General features: G+C 67.7%; 17 protein-coding genes. 9 read left to right on the top strand and 8 right to left on the bottom strand.

The window, feature by feature from the left end; translation table 11 throughout:
- Position 1 precedes the first annotated feature (1 nt).
- Both ACQY4K_RS06850 and ACQY4K_RS06855 read right to left on the bottom strand, forming a co-directional pair.
- Positions 2-802, bottom strand: a complete 801-nt coding sequence (locus tag ACQY4K_RS06850; RefSeq protein WP_428396003.1) for an ABC transporter ATP-binding protein — start codon at positions 800-802, stop codon at positions 2-4.
- Positions 803-824: 22 nt separating this feature from the next.
- Positions 825-1,841, bottom strand: coding sequence for an ABC transporter permease (locus tag ACQY4K_RS06855; protein WP_428394595.1), 1,017 nt, complete (start codon positions 1,839-1,841; stop codon positions 825-827).
- Between the two features lie 89 nt (positions 1,842-1,930).
- Here ACQY4K_RS06855 and ACQY4K_RS06860 point away from each other — a divergent pair, with 89 nt between their 5' ends.
- Both ACQY4K_RS06860 and ACQY4K_RS06865 read left to right on the top strand, forming a co-directional pair.
- Positions 1,931-3,019, top strand: a complete 1,089-nt coding sequence (locus tag ACQY4K_RS06860) for a lytic transglycosylase domain-containing protein (protein WP_428394597.1) — start codon at positions 1,931-1,933, stop codon at positions 3,017-3,019.
- Positions 2,986-3,540 (top strand): peroxiredoxin, encoded by a 555-nt coding sequence (locus ACQY4K_RS06865; protein ID WP_428394598.1) that lies wholly within the window; start codon positions 2,986-2,988, stop codon positions 3,538-3,540. Before ACQY4K_RS06860 ends, ACQY4K_RS06865 begins: the two co-directional genes overlap by 34 nt.
- A 2-nt stretch (positions 3,541-3,542) precedes the next feature.
- On the opposite strand, the gene gcvH is transcribed toward ACQY4K_RS06865, so the two are convergent.
- Positions 3,543-3,920, bottom strand: coding sequence for a glycine cleavage system protein GcvH (gene gcvH, locus ACQY4K_RS06870; RefSeq protein WP_428394600.1), 378 nt, complete (start codon positions 3,918-3,920; stop codon positions 3,543-3,545).
- Between the two features lie 17 nt (positions 3,921-3,937).
- Positions 3,938-4,477, bottom strand: a complete 540-nt coding sequence (locus tag ACQY4K_RS06875) for a hypothetical protein (protein ID WP_428394602.1) — start codon at positions 4,475-4,477, stop codon at positions 3,938-3,940.
- A gap of 85 nt (positions 4,478-4,562) precedes the next feature.
- Here ACQY4K_RS06875 and ispH point away from each other — a divergent pair, with 85 nt between their 5' ends.
- The 5 genes from ispH to ACQY4K_RS06900 are packed head-to-tail and all read left to right on the top strand — an operon-like array spanning position 4,563 to position 9,443.
- Positions 4,563-5,549, top strand: coding sequence for a 4-hydroxy-3-methylbut-2-enyl diphosphate reductase (gene ispH, locus ACQY4K_RS06880; RefSeq protein WP_428394604.1), 987 nt, complete (start codon positions 4,563-4,565; stop codon positions 5,547-5,549).
- Positions 5,550-6,509, top strand: a complete 960-nt coding sequence (locus tag ACQY4K_RS06885; RefSeq protein ID WP_428394606.1) for a homoserine kinase — start codon at positions 5,550-5,552, stop codon at positions 6,507-6,509.
- Positions 6,499-6,990: a ribonuclease HI gene (rnhA, locus tag ACQY4K_RS06890; protein ID WP_428394608.1), complete on the top strand. Its 492-nt coding sequence runs from the start codon at positions 6,499-6,501 to the stop codon at positions 6,988-6,990. Before ACQY4K_RS06885 ends, rnhA begins: the two co-directional genes overlap by 11 nt.
- 8 nt (positions 6,991-6,998) lie before the next feature.
- Complete coding sequence (locus ACQY4K_RS06895; RefSeq protein ID WP_428394610.1) at positions 6,999-9,218, top strand: CHASE3 domain-containing protein; 2,220 nt, start codon at positions 6,999-7,001, stop codon at positions 9,216-9,218.
- A 15-nt stretch (positions 9,219-9,233) separates the two neighbouring features.
- Entirely contained in the window at positions 9,234-9,443 is a 210-nt protein-coding gene (locus ACQY4K_RS06900) for a DUF2945 domain-containing protein (RefSeq protein ID WP_428394612.1), read from the top strand.
- Between the two features lie 101 nt (positions 9,444-9,544).
- Here the strand turns inward: ACQY4K_RS06900 and ACQY4K_RS06905 are convergent, their stop codons facing one another.
- Positions 9,545-10,399, bottom strand: a complete 855-nt coding sequence (locus ACQY4K_RS06905) for a DUF3667 domain-containing protein (protein WP_428394614.1) — start codon at positions 10,397-10,399, stop codon at positions 9,545-9,547.
- 110 nt (positions 10,400-10,509) lie between these two features.
- The gene (locus ACQY4K_RS06910) at positions 10,510-11,376 is read right to left on the bottom strand and encodes a LysR family transcriptional regulator (protein ID WP_428394616.1); all 867 of its coding nucleotides are present in this window, start codon (positions 11,374-11,376) and stop codon (positions 10,510-10,512) included.
- Between ACQY4K_RS06910 and ACQY4K_RS06915 the strand changes: the two genes are divergently transcribed.
- Positions 11,263-12,351 (top strand): SDR family oxidoreductase, encoded by a 1,089-nt coding sequence (locus tag ACQY4K_RS06915; protein WP_428394618.1) that lies wholly within the window; start codon positions 11,263-11,265, stop codon positions 12,349-12,351. The two genes, ACQY4K_RS06910 and ACQY4K_RS06915, sit on opposite strands and share 114 nt — an antisense overlap.
- Here ACQY4K_RS06915 and ACQY4K_RS06920 read toward each other — a convergent pair.
- Together ACQY4K_RS06920 and ACQY4K_RS06925 are read right to left on the bottom strand one after the other, a co-directional pair.
- Positions 12,343-13,713 (bottom strand): hypothetical protein, encoded by a 1,371-nt coding sequence (locus ACQY4K_RS06920; RefSeq protein WP_428394619.1) that lies wholly within the window; start codon positions 13,711-13,713, stop codon positions 12,343-12,345. The genes ACQY4K_RS06915 and ACQY4K_RS06920 overlap by 9 nt on opposite strands.
- 92 nt (positions 13,714-13,805) lie before the next feature.
- On the bottom strand, positions 13,806-15,524 hold the full coding sequence (locus ACQY4K_RS06925; protein ID WP_428394621.1) for a thiamine pyrophosphate-binding protein: 1,719 nt from the start codon (positions 15,522-15,524) through the stop codon (positions 13,806-13,808).
- 142 nt (positions 15,525-15,666) lie between these two features.
- Between ACQY4K_RS06925 and ACQY4K_RS06930 the strand changes: the two genes are divergently transcribed.
- On the top strand, positions 15,667-17,151 hold the full coding sequence (locus ACQY4K_RS06930) for a CHAD domain-containing protein (protein WP_428394623.1): 1,485 nt from the start codon (positions 15,667-15,669) through the stop codon (positions 17,149-17,151).
- Positions 17,152-17,186 lie beyond the last annotated feature (35 nt).

The raw sequence follows: 17,186 nt of genomic DNA on the forward strand, positions 1-17,186 counted from the left end.
TTCAGGCCCGCACCGCACGCAGATACTGCTCGATCACCTCGTCCGGCTCGCCGTCGGCGCGTATCCTGCCGGACTCCAGCCAGAGCACGCGCGTGCACCAGGTTCGCAATATGCCTGTCTGATGCGAGGTCAGCACCACGATCTCAGCACCCCGCACGACGCTCTCCAGCCGGGCAAGCGCCTTGTCCTGGAAGGCGGAATCACCGGCCATGAACCACTCGTCCATCAGCAGCACCTGCGGCGCGATCGCGGTCGCCAAGCCGAAGCCGAGCCGGACCACCATGCCTGACGAATAGACCCGCACCGGCAGATCGAGGAACGCGCCGAGGGCGGCGAACACCTCCACGTCGGCTTCGAGCCTGCGTATCTGTGGGCTCTGCATGCCGACATAGCGGCCGCGCAGGACGATGTTTTCGCGCCCCGTAAGATCGAGGTTCATGCCGAGATTGGGGTCGAGCAAGGCGTTGAGCGTGCCACCGACATGCACACGGCCGCGCGCCGGCTCGTAGATCCCGGCCATCGCGCGCAACAGGCTGGACTTGCCGGCGCCGTTATGGCCGACGATGCCGAGCCGGTCGCCGGAGTGCAAAGACAAACTGAGATCGCTGAGCGCCTGCACCACGACGCGCCCGTTCGACCTGGCCGGACCCAGCCTGCCGGATGCAACCGACAGCACCGTCTTTTTCAGGGAGCGCGCACCCCCGTGATAGATCGGGAACTCCAGTGACAGGCCTTCGACATGCACAAAGGCGTCGCCGCGTGCGACCGGCACCGCCTCGGCCAGGACGGCCGCATCCCCGATCACGCCCGCCACACTCAAATCGTCACACCCAGAATGCGAGGCGACCGCGCGCCCGGCTGAACACCACCCAGGCGGCAAACCAGAGCAGCGCGCTGTAGCCCAGCGCCGACAGCCACAGCACTGCCGCCTGATGCATCGACAAAGAGGTACCGAGGATCGGCCCGCGCACGATCTCCAGCAGGCTATAGAACGGGTTCATGGGCAGCCACCAGGTATGCGCCCCGAGCTGCGCGGGCTTCCAGATGATCGGCGTGATGTAGAAGGCGATCTGCATGATGCTGGCGACGATCGGCGGCACGTCGCGGAAGCGCGCGCAGATGCTGCCGAACAGAAAGCAGGCGGCGACGGCATCGACAAGCCAGAGGGCCAGGCCGGGCAGCGCCAGCAATGCCGCGAGGCCGGGCCAGGCGCTGAAGATCGCGAACACGACGACCACCACGATCAGGTTGTGCCCCAGCACGATGACGTTGCGCACGATGCAGCGCAGCACCTGCACGGTGAACGGCATGCGCACCGAGCGGATAATCTGCTCGGCATCGAGGAACACGGTGCACGCATCGCCGGTCAGGCCGCTGATGCCGGACTGCCAGAGGATCATCGATAGTGCGAGGAACGGCAGGTAGTCGCGCAGCACGATGCCGAACAGGGTGCCGTAGATCAGGCCCATCGAGGCGACCATGACCGCGGTCGAGAGCGTCAACCAGAATGGCCCCAGCACCGACCCGCGATAACGCAGCTTGATGTCGAGCCAGCCGAGCACGAAGGCGAGTTTCCACTGGACCGTGCCATCGGCGACGTCGCGGCCGACCGCACGCCGGCGCGCGCCGGCGCCGCCGCGCGCGTCAAGCAACAGGCCGGGCGGGATGCCAGAGGGGGTGCCACGGGAAGTGCCAGGCGAAATGCCGGCCCCGGAGGCGGTCGGGTTGGCGCGCATCGCGATCGCGTAGCCGATCCAGCCGCCTACCGCAATGCGGCCGCGCGGCGCGGCCTTGGCCTCGATTCGGGCAAGCGCTTCATCTTGCGGGAAAGTTGAATTCACCGTAATGGCTTAGCCGGCGTTGTTGCATTGCCGGGCTAGAATGCCCGCCGACAAGCGGCCACGGGATCCGGCATGGCGCGATCATCATTATGAGATTGGCAAGGCGTCTTCCCGGTGCGGCGCTGCTGCGACCGCTTGGCGCCATGCTGTTGTTGGCGCTGCTGGCGGCGTGCGCCACAATGCAGCCCACCTTGCCGGTGTCCCAGGAGGCTGCCGACTACCGTGCCCATGCACGCCGCTATTATGCGCCGCCCGGGCCGCCCGCGGACCCATGGGGCCCCTACATACGCGAGGCCGCCCGGCGTTTCGACGTGCCCGGGACCTGGATACGCGCGGTGATGCACCAGGAATCCGGCGGCCACGAATTCATCAACGGCCAGTTCGTCACCTCCGCGCCGGGCGCCATGGGCCTGATGCAGTTGATGCCTCCGACCTATGACGACATGCGCATGCAGTATGGCCTCGGTCCCGACCCATACGATCCGCATGACAATATTTTGGCCGGCGCCGCCTACATGCGTCAGATGTATGACATCTACGGCTCGCCCGGCTTCCTCGCCGCCTACAACACCGGTCCCGGACGGCTGGACGACTTCCTTACCCGCGACCGCGCCCTGCCGCACGAGACACGGCAGTATGTGGCGATCATCGGCCGGCAGATCGCGGGGATCTATCCCACAAGCCGCTCTCCGGCCGATCTGCTGGTGATGAACCAGAACCAGGCCGCCGAGGAAGACCGTCGCCGGAGCCGGGAGGCACGCATGGATGGGGAGCGCAGATATGCGGCGCGCCAGCACGACCGCGTAGATCAACCAACGCGGGTCGCCGAAGCGCCTGCGTCCTTTCGGACAGTGTCCTTCCGTATTCCACTACACTCTGCTGTATCGCGGCAGGCGGAAAGTGGGCATGCGCAAACCGGACGTTGGGGGATCCAGGTCGGCGCGTTCGACACAAGGCGGCAGGCGAGCCAGGCGGTCGGCCATGCGCGGGCGCGGGCGTCCGCCTGGCTGCCGCACGCACGCGCCGAGATCGCCGGCATCGGCACCGGCCGGTCCCATGCGCGTCTCTATCGGGCGCGCTTGACGGGGCTGACCCACGATGATGCCATGCTTGCCTGTCAGCGTTTACGCCGAGGAATTTCGCGATGCATGGTGATTTCCCCGGACGGCAGCTTCTAGGTTGGACGATCCTGGCCCTGCTCGCCGGGAGCCCCACCGTAACCCACGCAGCCCTGCCGGTCGGCGCCAAGGCGCCGGACTTCACCGCTCAGGCCGCCCTTGACGGCAAGCAGTTCAGCTTCTCCTTGGCCAAAGCCCTCAGGCACGGGCCGGTCGTGGTTTATTTCTACCCGGCCGCCTTCACCCATGGCTGCACCATCGAGGCGCATGATTTTGCCGCGGCAATCCCCGCCTTCAAAGCGGCGGGCGCCAGCGTCATCGGCATCTCGGAGGACAAGATCGCCGTTCTGGACCGGTTCTCGGTCAGCGCCTGCCAGGGCAAGTTCCCGGTCGCCGCCGACGCCGACGGCTCGATCGCCAAGCACTACCGCGCGCGCATGCCGCTGCTGCACTCCTATGCCAGCCGCACCTCCTACGTCATCGCCCCCGATGGGACCGTGCTGGAGAGCTATTCGGCGATGGACCCGGACGGCCATGTCGGCAAGACGCTGGCCGCCGTCCGTGCGTACGACAAGGGCTGAACTCAGCCCGCCTCGAGGAACGACTGGTAATCGGACTCGTCCATCAGCGCCTGGAAGGCGTCCGCGTCCGATGGCTCCATCCTGAAGAACCACGCCTCGCCTTCGGCATCGCGGTTGACCATGCTCGGATCCTCCGCGAGCAGGTCGTTGATCTCCAGCACCGCGCCGGCGAGCGGGGCGTAGATGTCCGACGCCGCCTTGACGCTTTCGACCACGGCGCAGCTCTCGCCCTCGGCGAGCTCGCGCTCTAGCTTGGGCAACTCGACGAACACCACATCGCCGAGCGCCTCCTGGGCGTGGTCGGTGATGCCCACTGTGGCGGTGCCGTCGTCTTCGAGACGCACCCACTCATGGTCCTTGGTGTAGCGGATCTCTGCCATCGGTGGAGGTCCTTACCTTATTGCGGTGGATGGGCGCGATTATAGGCGAGTTGCTCGGGCGTGAGTTGCAGCCCGACCTCGAGACGATAGCTGGCGCTGCTCATGCGTCGCGAAATCGGCAAGGTCAGGTCCAGCGGCGCGCTGCGCAGCGCCAGCCGGTCGACGTTGGGAGGGAAGTCCGCCTCGATGCTCAGCAGGTGCTTGGCGACGATGTCGTTGCCGTGCAGCACCGCGACGAAATAAGGGATGGTGATATGCCGCACCGTGGCGGCGGGCCCGCGCATCACCCCTATTGTGACGTTGACCTGGGTGGCCAGCGCCCGGCCCTGCTCGGCATTGCTGCAGGCGCCATTGACACCGGCGATGCTGGCCCTTGTGACAAGGGTGTCGAGATCGCGCGAGGGGCCGGCAAAGCTGCTCAGATCCGCGGCCGGCCCGAGGATGCCGACCGGCACGCAGTCCGGCGCGAAGGCGTTGGGATCGTCGGGACCGCAGGCTGACAGCGTCGCCAGGAGAGCGATGGAGGCGGTTCCAAGGTAGGCAGCGGCTCGGTTCATCACGCGACTCTTTGGGGAGGCAGCCGCGCGGTTGGCCGGCTCGCCTCGTCGCCCTATACTGCCCGCTCTCGATTTGGGGAACACCATGCCGGACCAGATGATGCATTCTCCAGCCGAAACCACGCAGCGCCCGCTGCGTGTGTTGCTGGCCGGTCCGCGCGGCTTCTGCGCCGGCGTCGACCGCGCGATCCGGGTCGTCGAGGAGGCGCTCCGACGCTACGGCGCGCCGGTCTATGTGCGCCACGAGATCGTCCATAACCGCACCGTCGTCGAGGCGCTGGAGGCGCAGGGCGCGATCTTCGTCGAGGAACTCGACGAGGTGCCCGCCGACGGCCATGTGGTGTTTTCCGCCCACGGCGTGCCGAAATCGGTGCCGGCCGAGGCGCAGCGACGCAACCTGCTCTATCTCGACGCCACCTGCCCGCTGGTCAGCAAGGTGCATCGGGAGGCCGAGCGCCACTACGCGGAGGGCGGTCCAGAGAGCCGGCATATCCTGATGATCGGCCATGCCGGCCATCCGGAGGTGGTCGGCACCATGGGCCAGTTGCCCGCCGGCGCGGTGACCCTGGTGCAGGATGCCGACGAGGCGCGCCGCGTGCAGCCGGCGAACGCGAACCGCCTCGCCTTCATCACCCAGACCACGCTCTCGGTGGATGACACCGCCGAGATCGTCTCGGTCCTGCGCACGCGCTTTCCGATGCTCGAAGGCCCCAAGCGCGAGGATATCTGCTATGCCACCACCAACCGACAGGAGGCGGTGAAGGCGATCGCGCCGGGCTGCGACCTGGTGATCGTCATCGGCAGCCCGAACTCCTCGAACTCGCAGCGGCTGCGCGAAGTGGCGGAACGCTCGGGCGCCCCACGCGCGTTGCTGGTGCCGACCCTGCGCGATCTCGACTGGTCGGTGCTGGCAGGCGTGGGCACGCTCGGCATCACCGCCGGCGCTTCCGCCCCGGAGACGCTGGTCCAGGAGATGGTCGACGCCCTGGCCCGCCAGTTCGCCCTGAAAATCGAGGAGCGCACCGTCAAGCAGGAGGACGTGATCTTCAAGCTGCCCGCCCCGCTCGGCTGAATGGCGGTCTATACCGACGTCACCGACGAGGCGCTCGCCGACTTCCTGGGGGAATACGATATCGGCGCCCTGATTGCCTTCCGCGGCATCGCCGAAGGCGTCGAGAACAGCAATTTTTCGCTGCGCACCGACGCCGGCGACTTCATCCTCACCCTCTATGAGCGACGCGTCGAGGCGCGCGATTTACCCTGGTTTCTCGGGCTGATGCAGCATCTCGCGGCACGCGGCCTGTCCTGCCCGCAGCCGCTCCGCGGACGCGACGGCGCCGCCCTGCGCCGGCTCGCCGGACGCCCCGCCGCGATCACCAGCTTCCTGCCCGGCGTCTGGCCGCGCCGGGTCAGGACGGAGCATTGCCGGGCGCTGGGCGAGACCCTGGCGCGGCTGCACATCGCCGGGCTGGACTATGCGCCAATACGACGCAACGCGCTCGGCCCGGACTCCTGGACGGCACTGCTCGATCGCTGCCGGACACACGCCGACCTTGTCCAGCCCGGGCTGCTCGCCGAACTCGACGCAGCCCTCGCACGCATCCTGCCGGCTTGGCCGGGCGACGACCTGCCGCGCGGCCAGATCCACGCCGACCTGTTCCCGGACAACGTGTTCTTCCTCGACCGTGCGGTTTCCGGCGTCATCGATTTCTATTTCGCCTGCACCGACCTGCTCGCCTACGACATCGCGATCTGCCTGAACGCCTGGTGTTTCGAGGGCCGCACATTCAACAAAGCCCACGCCGCCCTGATGATCCGCGGCTACGAGAGCATCCGCCCATTCTGCGCCGCCGAACGCGCCGCCTTGCCGGTGCTGGCAGGAGGTGCGGCGATCCGCTTCCTGCTGACCCGTCTCTATGATTGGGTAAACCGCTCGCCGGGGGCGCTGGTCACGCCAAAGGATCCGCGGGACTACCTGCACCGGCTGCGTTTTCACCTCTTGGCCGAGGACGCACGCGCCTATGGACTCTGATGCACCCCGCCATGTCGAGATCTGGACCGATGGCGGCTGCCGTCCCAACCCGGGGCCGGGCGGCTGGGCGGCGTTGCTGCGTTTCGGCGCCCATGAGCGCGAACTCAGCGGGGGTGATCCCGCCACCACCAACAACCGCATGGAGCTGACCGCCGCCGCCGCCGCGCTCGAGGCGCTCAGCCGCCCCAGCACGGTGGTGCTGCATACCGACAGCGAATACCTGAAAAACGGCGTCACCCGCTGGCAGACCGGCTGGGTGCGACGCAACTGGCGCAACGCCGCAGGTGATCCGGTCGCCAACATGGATCTCTGGCGGCGCGTGCTCGACGCCGCCATGCCGCACCGCATCGACTGGCGATGGGTCCGTGGTCATTCCGGCGACGAACACAACGAACGGGTCGACCGGCTCGCCACCGCCGCGCGATTGTTAATCGAGGCTGCCTCGGATCGTGCTAAGGAAAGTCCTGCCGAACGGAGATGAGCCCAGGCATGAGCCGATATGTCATCGCACGGGCCAACCTGGTCGGCTTCGCGGCCCTGGCGGCCCTGCTGCTCCTGATCGGCGGCATGACATGGGACCGCCTCGTCGCGGTCCGCGTGGGCAACCAGTGGGTGCAGCATACCGACCAGGTGCTGGTCACCATCAAGGACCTGCAAATCGGCATACGCGCGCTGGAGGACGGGCAACGCGGCTACCTGCTGACCGGCGAGAACGACTATCTGTTACCCTATAACACCGCACGCGGCAGGGTCGGCACGCTGCTCGCGGCCCTGCGCACGCTGACCGCCGACAACCCGACAGAGCAGGACCGGCTGCGCCTGCTTGCGCCATTGCTTGCCCATAAAGTCGCCTTTACCGCGCAAACCGTGGCCACGCGGCGCGATGGCGGCGTGGATGCGGCCCTGGCAATGATGCGCACCGATCTCGGCCGCCAGGACATGCTGCGGATCGACGGCCTGCTCGGCGCAATGACCGGCGAGGAGCAGAAGCTGCTCGGCCAGCGCCTGACCGCCAACGCCCGACGCGAAGACTGGCTCGGCGCCTTTGCCGTCGGCGCCGCCCTGCTGGTCGCACTCGCCATGGCCTGGGCCGCGCGCATGCTCAATGCGGCCTGGTCGCGCTCGGCGCGCATGGAGGTGCAACAGCGGGCTTTGGCCGAACGCCTGCGCGCCTCGCTCGACAGCCTGAGCCAGGGGGTCGCGGTGTTCGACGCACAGCGCCTGCTGACCAATTGGAACCCGTGCTTCGCAGCACTGCTGAGCCTGCCCAATTCGTTCCTGCGTGAAGGCATGCCCTACAGCCAGATCACGGGTTGGTTCAGCGATCCGTCAGAGCACGATCTGCTGGAGAGCGACGCGCAGATCGAACGCAGCGGCGTGCACGCAAGCGGCGAGGTGGTGACCTATGAGCGCACCCGCGCCGACGGTCAGCATCTGGAACTCCGCCGCACCGGCATGTCGAACAGCGGCTTCGTGCTGACCATCAGCGACATGACCAAGCGGATGCAGGCCGAGGCGGTGCTGCGCGAGGCGCAGAAGATGCAGGCGATCGGCCAGCTTACCGGCGGCATCGCCCACGACTTCAACAACCTGCTGACGGTGATCCTCGGCAATCTCGAGCTGACCCAGAAGCGGCTCCCCGCGGATCACGCGCTGCAGACCAGGCTCGCGCGCGCGGTCTGGGCGTCGCAACGCGGTGCGGCCCTGACCGCGCAGCTCCTCGCCTTCGCCCGCAAGCAGCCGCTGGCGCCGGCGCCGCTCGACCTCGCGGCGAGCCTGCCGGAGATCGTCCCGCTGCTGCAACGCACGCTGGGTGCTCCGATCGAGGTGCGCTTCGTCGGCGCCGCCGGATTGTGGCCGGCAATGGCCGACGCCGCCCAGCTCGAAAGCGCGGTGCTCAACCTGGCATTGAACGCCCGCGACGCCATGCCAGGCGGCGGCCGCCTCACCTTGGAACTCGCCAACAAGGTGATCGACCAGGAGTACGCCGACAGACACGCCGAGGTGCTCCCCGGCGACTATGTCATGGTGGCGGTCTCGGACAGCGGCCACGGCATGTCCGCCGAAGTGGTCGCCCGCGCCTTCGAGCCATTTTACACCACCAAGCCCGAAGGCAAGGGTACCGGCCTGGGCCTCGCAATGGTGTTCGGCTTCGTCAAGCAGTCCAAAGGCCACGTGAAGATCTACTCCGAGCCCGGCGAGGGAACCTCGATCAAGATCTACCTGCCGCGCGCCATCGGCGGCCTGGGTGCCGCACCGAGCCGTACCCAGGCGCCGATGCCGCTGGTGCGGGGTGAGGCCACCGTGCTGCTCGTCGAGGACGAGCCCGGCGTGCGCGAGATCGCGGCCTCGATCCTGCGCGATTACGGCTACCGGGTGCTGGAAGCCGCCGACGGCGAGGAGGCGCTGCGCGTCTTCGGCGCCCACACCAGCGACATCAACCTGCTGCTCACCGACGTGGTGCTGCCCGGCACCCTGCGCGGGCGCGACATCGCCGAACGCGTCACCGCCCTGCGGCCAGAGGTCGGGGTGCTGTTCATGTCGGGCTACACCGAGAACTCCATCGTCCATCACGGCCGCCTCGACGACGGCGTTCACCTTATCGGCAAGCCCTTCAAACGCGAGCAATTCGCCGCCAAGGTAGCCGCGGTGCTCAACGCCGCCCCCCGCACGGCCGCGAACGACGAGCACACCAACCTCGCGGGCTGAACCAGGAGAACAACGATGGCAAAAACACTTAAGCCCGGCGACAAAGTTTCCTGGGATAGCACGCAAGGCGCCACCAAGGGCGAAGTCGAGAAGAAACTCACCAAGCCCGCCAAGATCAAAGGCCACACCGCCAAGGCCTCCAAGGACGACCCGCAATACATGGTCCGCAGCGAAAAAACCGGCGCCCGCGCCGCGCACAAGCCGGATGCGCTGAAGAAGCGATAGCGCGTGGGCGCGTAAGGAAGGCAAGGGGCTCTGCCCCATCGATCCGCTTCGCGGCTCGATCCCGTCAAAGGCTAGCCTTTGAAATCCTTTCGCTTAAGCACTTACCCCCATTCCAGGCCGATTAGCGCAAGCGCGACTACAATCCCTGTAAGCCCCACGAACTCGGCGCCGAGCAACATTATAGTTCGCGTCGCCGTCGCCCATCTGCCGCCGCCATAGGTGCCGCGGAGGTGCCGGAAGACGTGGACAGGGATGAGCAGGCAAAGCACCGCCTGCACGTCATCACCAAGCAGCCTGTCCACCTGCATCAAGGCGGCGATCAGCAGCATGCCGAAAGCCAACGAATGCAGCCCGAACACCACGTGGTCATAGAGCGGGACCCGCGGTCTCCGCCCCACAAAGAGCAGCTTGAGCGTTACGGCGGCGATCGGCAGCATCAGCAGAACCAGCCGCTCGACCCAGGTTCCCATCTCCCTCACGATCGCCTTGGGGTCGCTTGCGGCGTGCCCGACGTGGTGCTGCAGCCAAGCCGTGAGGCCGGGATGCTTTGCGATAACCAGTTGGCGCGTCCAATCCCCGGGGGGCGCCCCGTGGCCGACATGCATTTCGATGCCGCCGAACGAAGCCATCAGGAACAGCACGAAGAGTGCCACGAAGAAAATCCGAACGGGCGGCACATCGCGGACGCGTCGCCCGTCCAGCCAGTCCCGCGTGAGCCGTCCCGGGTTGAAGGCCAGCAGCCGCACTGTCCGCAGCACCCGGCTGTCGCCATGGGTGAACGCCTCGATCGTCTCGCCCGCGAGATCCAGCAGCGATCGATGCGTCGGACCTCGCTGCTGCCCGCACACATGGCAGAACCGTCCGACAAGGAGTGCCCGGCAATTCAGGCACGCGATCGACGCCGCGCCGTGCGCTACCTCCGCCTCTCTCACCTGCCCCTTCATCTCGCCACCCATGTTGCCCTGCTTTCATGCGGCACGATCACCCGTCAGACCCGATCTTGCCGCCCTACCGGATGCCCAGCCAACGCGGGTCTCGGCATGGTTGCGGTGCACTCGCCAGCGGTTCAGCCGGACCGGACTGAGGCGTCCGCGGCGCGCAAGGTGTCGATGAACACGCGCAAAGCCGGCGGCACGTGCCGGTGCCCTGGATAATAGAGACAGAAGCCAGGAATAACGGGCGACCAGTCTTCGAGCAAGGCACGCAGGCGCCCGTCGCGGAGTGCCAGCCGTGCCGCCGCTTCCGGAACGAACGCGATGCCCAGACCATCCACGGCAGCCTCCACCATGAGCTCGTTGTGGTCGAGCGTCAGCACGCCGGGCACCTCGATTGCGATCTCATCCCGACCTCGCGCGAACTCCCAGCAATAGGGCCTGCCGCTTGGCAGACGCTGGCGGATGCAGCCATGGCGCCGGAGATCGTCAGGCGTAGCCGGCACACCATGCCGGGAGAGATAGGTCGGTGAGGCCACCGCAAGAAAGCGCGCGTCGCCGCCGAACGGAATTGCGATCATGTCCTGGGGTATGGCTTCGCGCAGCCGCACGCCGGCGTCAAATCCGTCGGCAACAATGTCGATCAGCCGACCTTCCGACACGATGTCGAGTGCGACACGCGGGTATCGTTGCAGGAAACCGGGCACGACGTGGCTCAGCAGCCAGCGCGCGGCGACTTCAGACGCATTGATCCGAAGCGTTCCTGCCGGACCATCGGTGCCGTCGCTGACCACCGCCAGCATGTCATCCAGCTCGCGAAGGGCTGGTACGAGTCGGGCCAGAAGGCGCATACCCGCCTCCGTGGGCGCGACGCTGCGTGTCGTCCGATGCAGCAGCCGGACGCCGAGCTGCTGCTCCAATCCGCTCAAGGCATGACTGAGCGAGGAACGCGACACGCCCATCTGATCGGCGGCTGCACGGAAACTTCGATGTCGCGCCACCGCGATGAAGGCGTTCAGATCGGCAAGCGACGGGTTCGTCATTGGTGCGGATATTTCACCAACCCATGCAATGATGCCAGTCTAAACTCAACGATCTCCCGGCCTTACCTTGGGGTCGGTGAAGGAGATAGCGGGATGAAAACCTGGCTCATTACGGGGGCGTCCTCCGGTTTGGGGCGCATCATGACGGAACGCCTGCTCGCCCGGGGCGACAGGGTGGCGGCGACCGTGCGGCGAGCCGACGCGCTCGACGATCTTGGAACACGCTATGATGATCGGCTGCGCGTCGTCGTCGTCGATCTCACCGATACGGACGGGATGCGACGCGAGCTCGATGCAACGTTCGCCGCCCTCGGGCGCATCGACGTTGTGGTCAGCAACGCCGGCTACGGGCTGTTCGGCGCGGTCGAGGAGGTCAGCGACGCGCAGATCGAACGACAGATCGCAACGAACCTGACCGCCTGCATCCAGCTGGTCCGGGCATGCCTGCCGCATCTGCGCAGGCAAAGTGGGGGCCGCATCGTCCAGGTGTCCTCGGAGGGCGGCCAGACGACCTATCCGGGCTTTGGTCTGTATCACGCAACGAAGTGGGGGATTGAAGGCTTCATCGAGACGGTGGCGAAGGAGGTGGCCGCTTTCGGCATCGATTGTGTCATCGTCGAACCGGGGCCAACCGCCACGAGCTTCAGGACGAATGTCGATCGCGCAGCGGTTCCGCTCGCTGCCTACGATGCCACGCCTGTCGGAGACCTGCGCGTCGCCATCGCATCCGGATCGTTTGTCCTGAAAGGTGATGCGGAACGCACCGTCGCGGCGATGATTGCCACCGCTGACGCGGAGCGGCCGCCGCTGCGGCTGGCACTCGGCAGTACCGCCTACGACAACATCGAGCACGCATTGGCAGAACGCCTTGAGGCCGTGCGTCAGCAAAAAGCCGTGGCGTTCGCCGCTGATCGCGAGGACGCATCATCGTAGCAGGTGCCGCGATGGCAGCACCGTGACCTCGTCGTCCTTGAAGAACCTCATGATTGACCTGACGTCGTATGGCTGCGTCGCGGACAACCAATGCTGGCCGGGCGGGAAGGTCCAGGCGTGGGTCAGCAGTGTTGCTGGCTGCTGCGTGATGATGGCGGTGGGGCCGGCGGCGAGGCCAGATTGCCAGGTTTCGTGCAGGCTGATTTCGGACGCCTGCGTGCCTTGATAGGCCGCAACAAGGTCGGGAAGCCGCCAGACCGCCATCGGCGCGATCGCGAGCGTCAGGCACAGCAGGCCCGCCAGGACGTGGCCTTGCGCGTCGCGCGGTGCTGGTGCGGTGAGGCATGCGGATGCGAGCAGGACCAGGATCATGAAGCACTGGCGCACCGCCTCGTGGCGCTGGCAGCACTGGAAACCGAACTGGTAGTCAGCCGCGAACAGCGAGGCGAACATACCGAACAGCAACGCCAGGATGAGGGCGATGAGAGGCCAGCGGGGGATCCTACCGAAACAGCGGCGGGCGGTGAGCAGGAAGGCAGCTAGCAGCAGAAGCTTGAGCGGAATGCCCAAGGCAAGCGAGCCCGCGCCCTGCTGGCCCCAGTCGCCGTCGTTGCGGTCGATCATCGCCATGGCCCGTAGCGTCTGCGGCACGGCGGCACGTAGGCTGGCCAGAAGATGGTGGCCGGTCGGCGAGGCCAGGGTCGGCGCGCCGGCGGCGCGGCCGTTGAGAGCGGTGACGGCAAAAACGCACAATGAGAGGATGAGTGGCACGAGCAGCCAGGCGACGGGCTGGCGGGGTCGCCTGACCCGTGCCAGCAGCATCGTGGTGGTGAAGCCGAGGCCGACGAAGGCGCCCATTTCGCTGCTGGTGACGGCGACGATGAGCGCCGCGGCGGCGATGGCGCGACCGGCCGCCGTAGCGAGCCCATCGTCGAGAATGTGGATGAGGAGGAAGCAGAGTGCGGCCACGGTGGGGGCGTAGGCGGCGGCGCCGACAGGCCAGTAGAGCATGTCGGCCAGCGGGTGCCCGAGCAGGAACAGGCTGGCGAGGCTGAAAGCGAGCAGCAGTCGCGGCACGAGGCGGCCTTGCGGCCGGAGGATCAGTCGGGCGCCGCAGCCGAGCAGGAGGATGGCCCAGCAGAGCGACAGAAAGGTGCCGATCAGCGGCCGGTGCAGACGGTCGACAGCGGCCGCGTAGAAGAACAGAAGCGTTTCCGAGAACGGGCGGGGGGTGTCGGTGGTCAGCCGGTGCCAGGCGAAGGCGACGCCCTGGTCGCGGAGCCCGGCGGCATAGTCGTAGTCATCGCCCTGCCACTGCCCAAGGCTCACGAGCCCCATGTGGGCCAGAATGATGAGCAGCAACGGCAAACAAACCAACAGAGAGGGTTTGCAAAGGGCGACCGCCCCCCGCTTGACTTTGGGCCGGGTCCGGGCAGAGCCCGGCCTTGCTTGAGTCATGGGCCCGCGGAGATGATGATTTCGATAAGGTTAGGCAAACGCGAAGCGATGCCGGCCTCGATGGTGGGAGCGATGTCGGCGGCGCGTTCGATGCGCAGGGCAGGCACGCCCATGGAGTGCGCGAGGCTCTGATAGTCGATTGCCGGGTCGACCAGGTCCATGGCGATGAAGCGGTTGCGGCGGACCGAGGCGTAGGCGGGCTGTGCGCGCATGAAGTTCTTCAGGACGTTGTATTCGCGGTTGTTCATGACGACGAAGGTGACCGGCAGGCGCTCGTGTGCGGCGGTCCAGAGGGCTTGCGGCGAGTAGAGCGCGGCACCGTCGCCGACGAGGCTGATGACCGGCTCGCGGCCGAGGCCGAGCGAGCAGCCGATGGCGGCGGGCATGCCCCAGCCGAGGCAGCCGCCGCGCAGAAAGCTGTATTGGCGTGGCCACGGGCTATCGAGGAAGGCGCGCAGATGCAGTGAGGTTGCGATGGCCTCGTCGACGATGGCGATGTCCGGGCCGATGGCGCGCGCGGCTTCGCGGGCTGCAACCTGCGGGGTGATGATTGGGGCGTCGAACTCCGCGGCGGCGGCTTCGGCGTGTTGGCGGCGGGTTTGCGCGCGGCGTGTGGCTGCGGCCTGCACCAGGTTCGCGCGCGCGGCGGCGCTGTCGCCTAGTGCTGGAGGCAGGATTAGCGCAAGGGCGCCGAGCGAGGCCTTGAGGTCGCCGACGACGGAGAGGCGTGTCGGGTAGGTGCGGCCGAGGTCGCGCACGTCGGACGACATCTGATAGACGGCGCAGCCGGGCGGGACTGCCGAAGTTTCGGTGTAGAGCACGGTGATCAGCGACTTGCCGCCGAGTGCGAACACCGCGTCGTAGTCGCTCAATACGTGGGCGATGGAGTCGGCGTTGCTCGGCAGGTTGCCGCCCCAGAGCGGGTGCGAGGTCGGGTAGGGGATGCGTGCCGGCCAGGACGAGCCGTAGACGGGCGCGCCGAGCAGTTCGGCAACAGTGACGACTTCGGCGGCGGCGTTCGAGGCGTGGATTTCGTCGCCGGCGATGATGAGCAGGCGGCCGGGGGCGACGGCGGCGAACTGTTCGGCCAGCCGGTCGAGCGAGCCCGCGACCGCGGCGCGGTCGACAACCGAGTGCGCGGTGACCGGGATATCGGTCATTGCCTCCATCACGTCCATCGGCAGAGAGAGGAACACCGGGCCGGTGGGGGCGGCGCGGGCATCGTTGAAGGCGCGTCGCACCAGCACCGGCAACTGGCTGACGTTGGTGACCTCGTGCGCCCATTTCATCGCGGGGGCGGCGATGCGCACCAGGTCGCCGTAGAGCAGCGGGTCGGTGAGGCTGTGGCGGCTGTCCTGCTGGCCGGCGGTGACCACCAGCGGTGTTTGCGAGACGCTGGCGTTAAGCAGGTTGCCCATGCCGTTGCCCAGGCCGCCCGCGGTATGCAGGTTGAGGAAGCCGGGGCGACCCGCGGCCTGGGCGTAGCCGTCGGCCATGGCGACCGCGCTCGCCTCCTGCAAAGCGAGCACGTAGTGGAGCTCCGGCTTCTCGACGAGGGCGTCCATGAGCGGCAGTTCGGTGGTTCCGGGATTGCCGAAGATGTATTCCACGCCTTCGCTATGCAGCGTCTCCAGCAGCAGGTCGGCTCCCCGGCGCAGGTTGGGGCGCAGGTTGGGGCGCATGGTGGATTCGGCGTTGGCAAGCGGCGTCAGCATGTCGGCACTCCGGATGTGGGCCGCGTTGCCCTGGGGTCGGACGGATCGTAGGGTGCCTGGGACAGTTCATCCAACCCGTGGCCCTCCCCTGAATACGCCAAGACCCAGTCTGCGTCTGCTCGCGCCACGCGGATCGATGGCCGTGCTGCAGGATGCGCCGGCGATTGCGCAGAGTGCGCGCAATCGCGGCATCGTTCGTCGGCTGGAGACGATCTACTACGACACTGCCGACCATGCGCTGTTCGCGACTGGGCTTTCGTTGCGCGTGCAGCGGCAGGGGCAGCGCTGTATCCAGGCGGTGCGGCAGGATGGCCAGGTTTGGTCGCGGCTCGTCTCGGGTCCGGGGCCCGATCTTGCCGCCCTGGATGGTGCCGGCTTGCCGCTGCCGGCGGCGCTGCTCGAGCGGCTGTCGGCGAGGCCGGTGACGGCGGTGTTCGAGACGCGGCTGCGGCGGCGCCTGCGCCGGCTCGCGTTTTCCGGGGCGCTGGTGGAGGCGGCGTTCGACGAGGGCCTGATCGAGGCGCCGTCCGGGCAGGAGGCGTTCGCGGCGATTAGGCTCGATCTGCAATCGGGCGATCCGGCTGTGCTGTATGAGATCGGCATGCGGTTGCTGGAGCTGGCGCCGCTGCGTCCGGACACGGCAGGCACCATGCGTCGCGGTTACGCGCTGGCCTCCGGCGTGCGGCCGAGGGCCGAGAAGGCGGTGCCAGCGAGGATAGCGGAGGGCTTCGTCGTCGACGAGCTGGTGGGGGCCGTGCTCGCCGCCTGCCAGACGCATCTGCTGGGCAACCAGGTCGTCGCCCTGGAGGGCAGCCGCGCCGAGGGGGTGCATCAGATGCGGGTGGCGCTGCGCCGGCTGCGCACGGCGCTGTCGCTGCTGGGCCGGGAGATGCCGTCGCCGACAATGGACAGCCTGGCCGGGGAGGCACGCTGGCTGGCGGACCGGCTTGGCCCGGCACGCGGCTGGGACGTGTTTCTCGCCGCCACGCTGAGCGGGCCGGAACGGCTGGGGGGCGCGGATTTCGCCGGGCTGCGCGCGGCGGCGGCGGCGCGCCGCGAGGCGGCCTACGCGGAGGTCCGCGAGACCATCGGCGATGCGCGCTACGGCCGGTTCCAGATGCTGCTCAGCCAGTGGATCGTGCGGCGCGGCTGGCGCAACGAAGTGGATCGCGAGGGGCTCGCGGTGCTTGCCGAGCCGGCCACGGCGCTGGCGGCGCGGGTGCTCAGCCGGCTGCATCGGCGCGCACTCAAGCAGGGGCGGCGCTTCAAGCGGCTGTCGGCGGAGGAGCGGCACGGCTTACGGATTACGCTGAAGAAGCTGCGCTACGCGGTTGAGTTCTTCCTGCCGCTCTGCCAGGAGGCGGCATCCGCCCGCCGCTTCCTGGTACGGCTCGCGGCACTCCAGGACGCGCTGGGGCTGGACCATGACGCGGCCACCACGCAGCCGCTGCTGGATGCGTTGGCCCAGGAGAGTGCCGTGCTCGGCGTGCATCGCGCGATTGGCGTGGTCGCCGGCTGGCAGGGCGGCCAGAGCCTGGCAACGGCCGAGTTGCTGGCCGAGCGCTGGGAGCGGTTCAGGTCGCTGCCGTTACCCTTCGCAGCATCGGAGGGACTTACCTCGCGCTGACCGGGCGGCTATTGCATGTCGGTGCCGAAGATCGT

This window comes from Lichenicoccus sp., assembly GCF_965276875.1.
GTDB lineage: Bacteria > Pseudomonadota > Alphaproteobacteria > Acetobacterales > Acetobacteraceae > Lichenicoccus.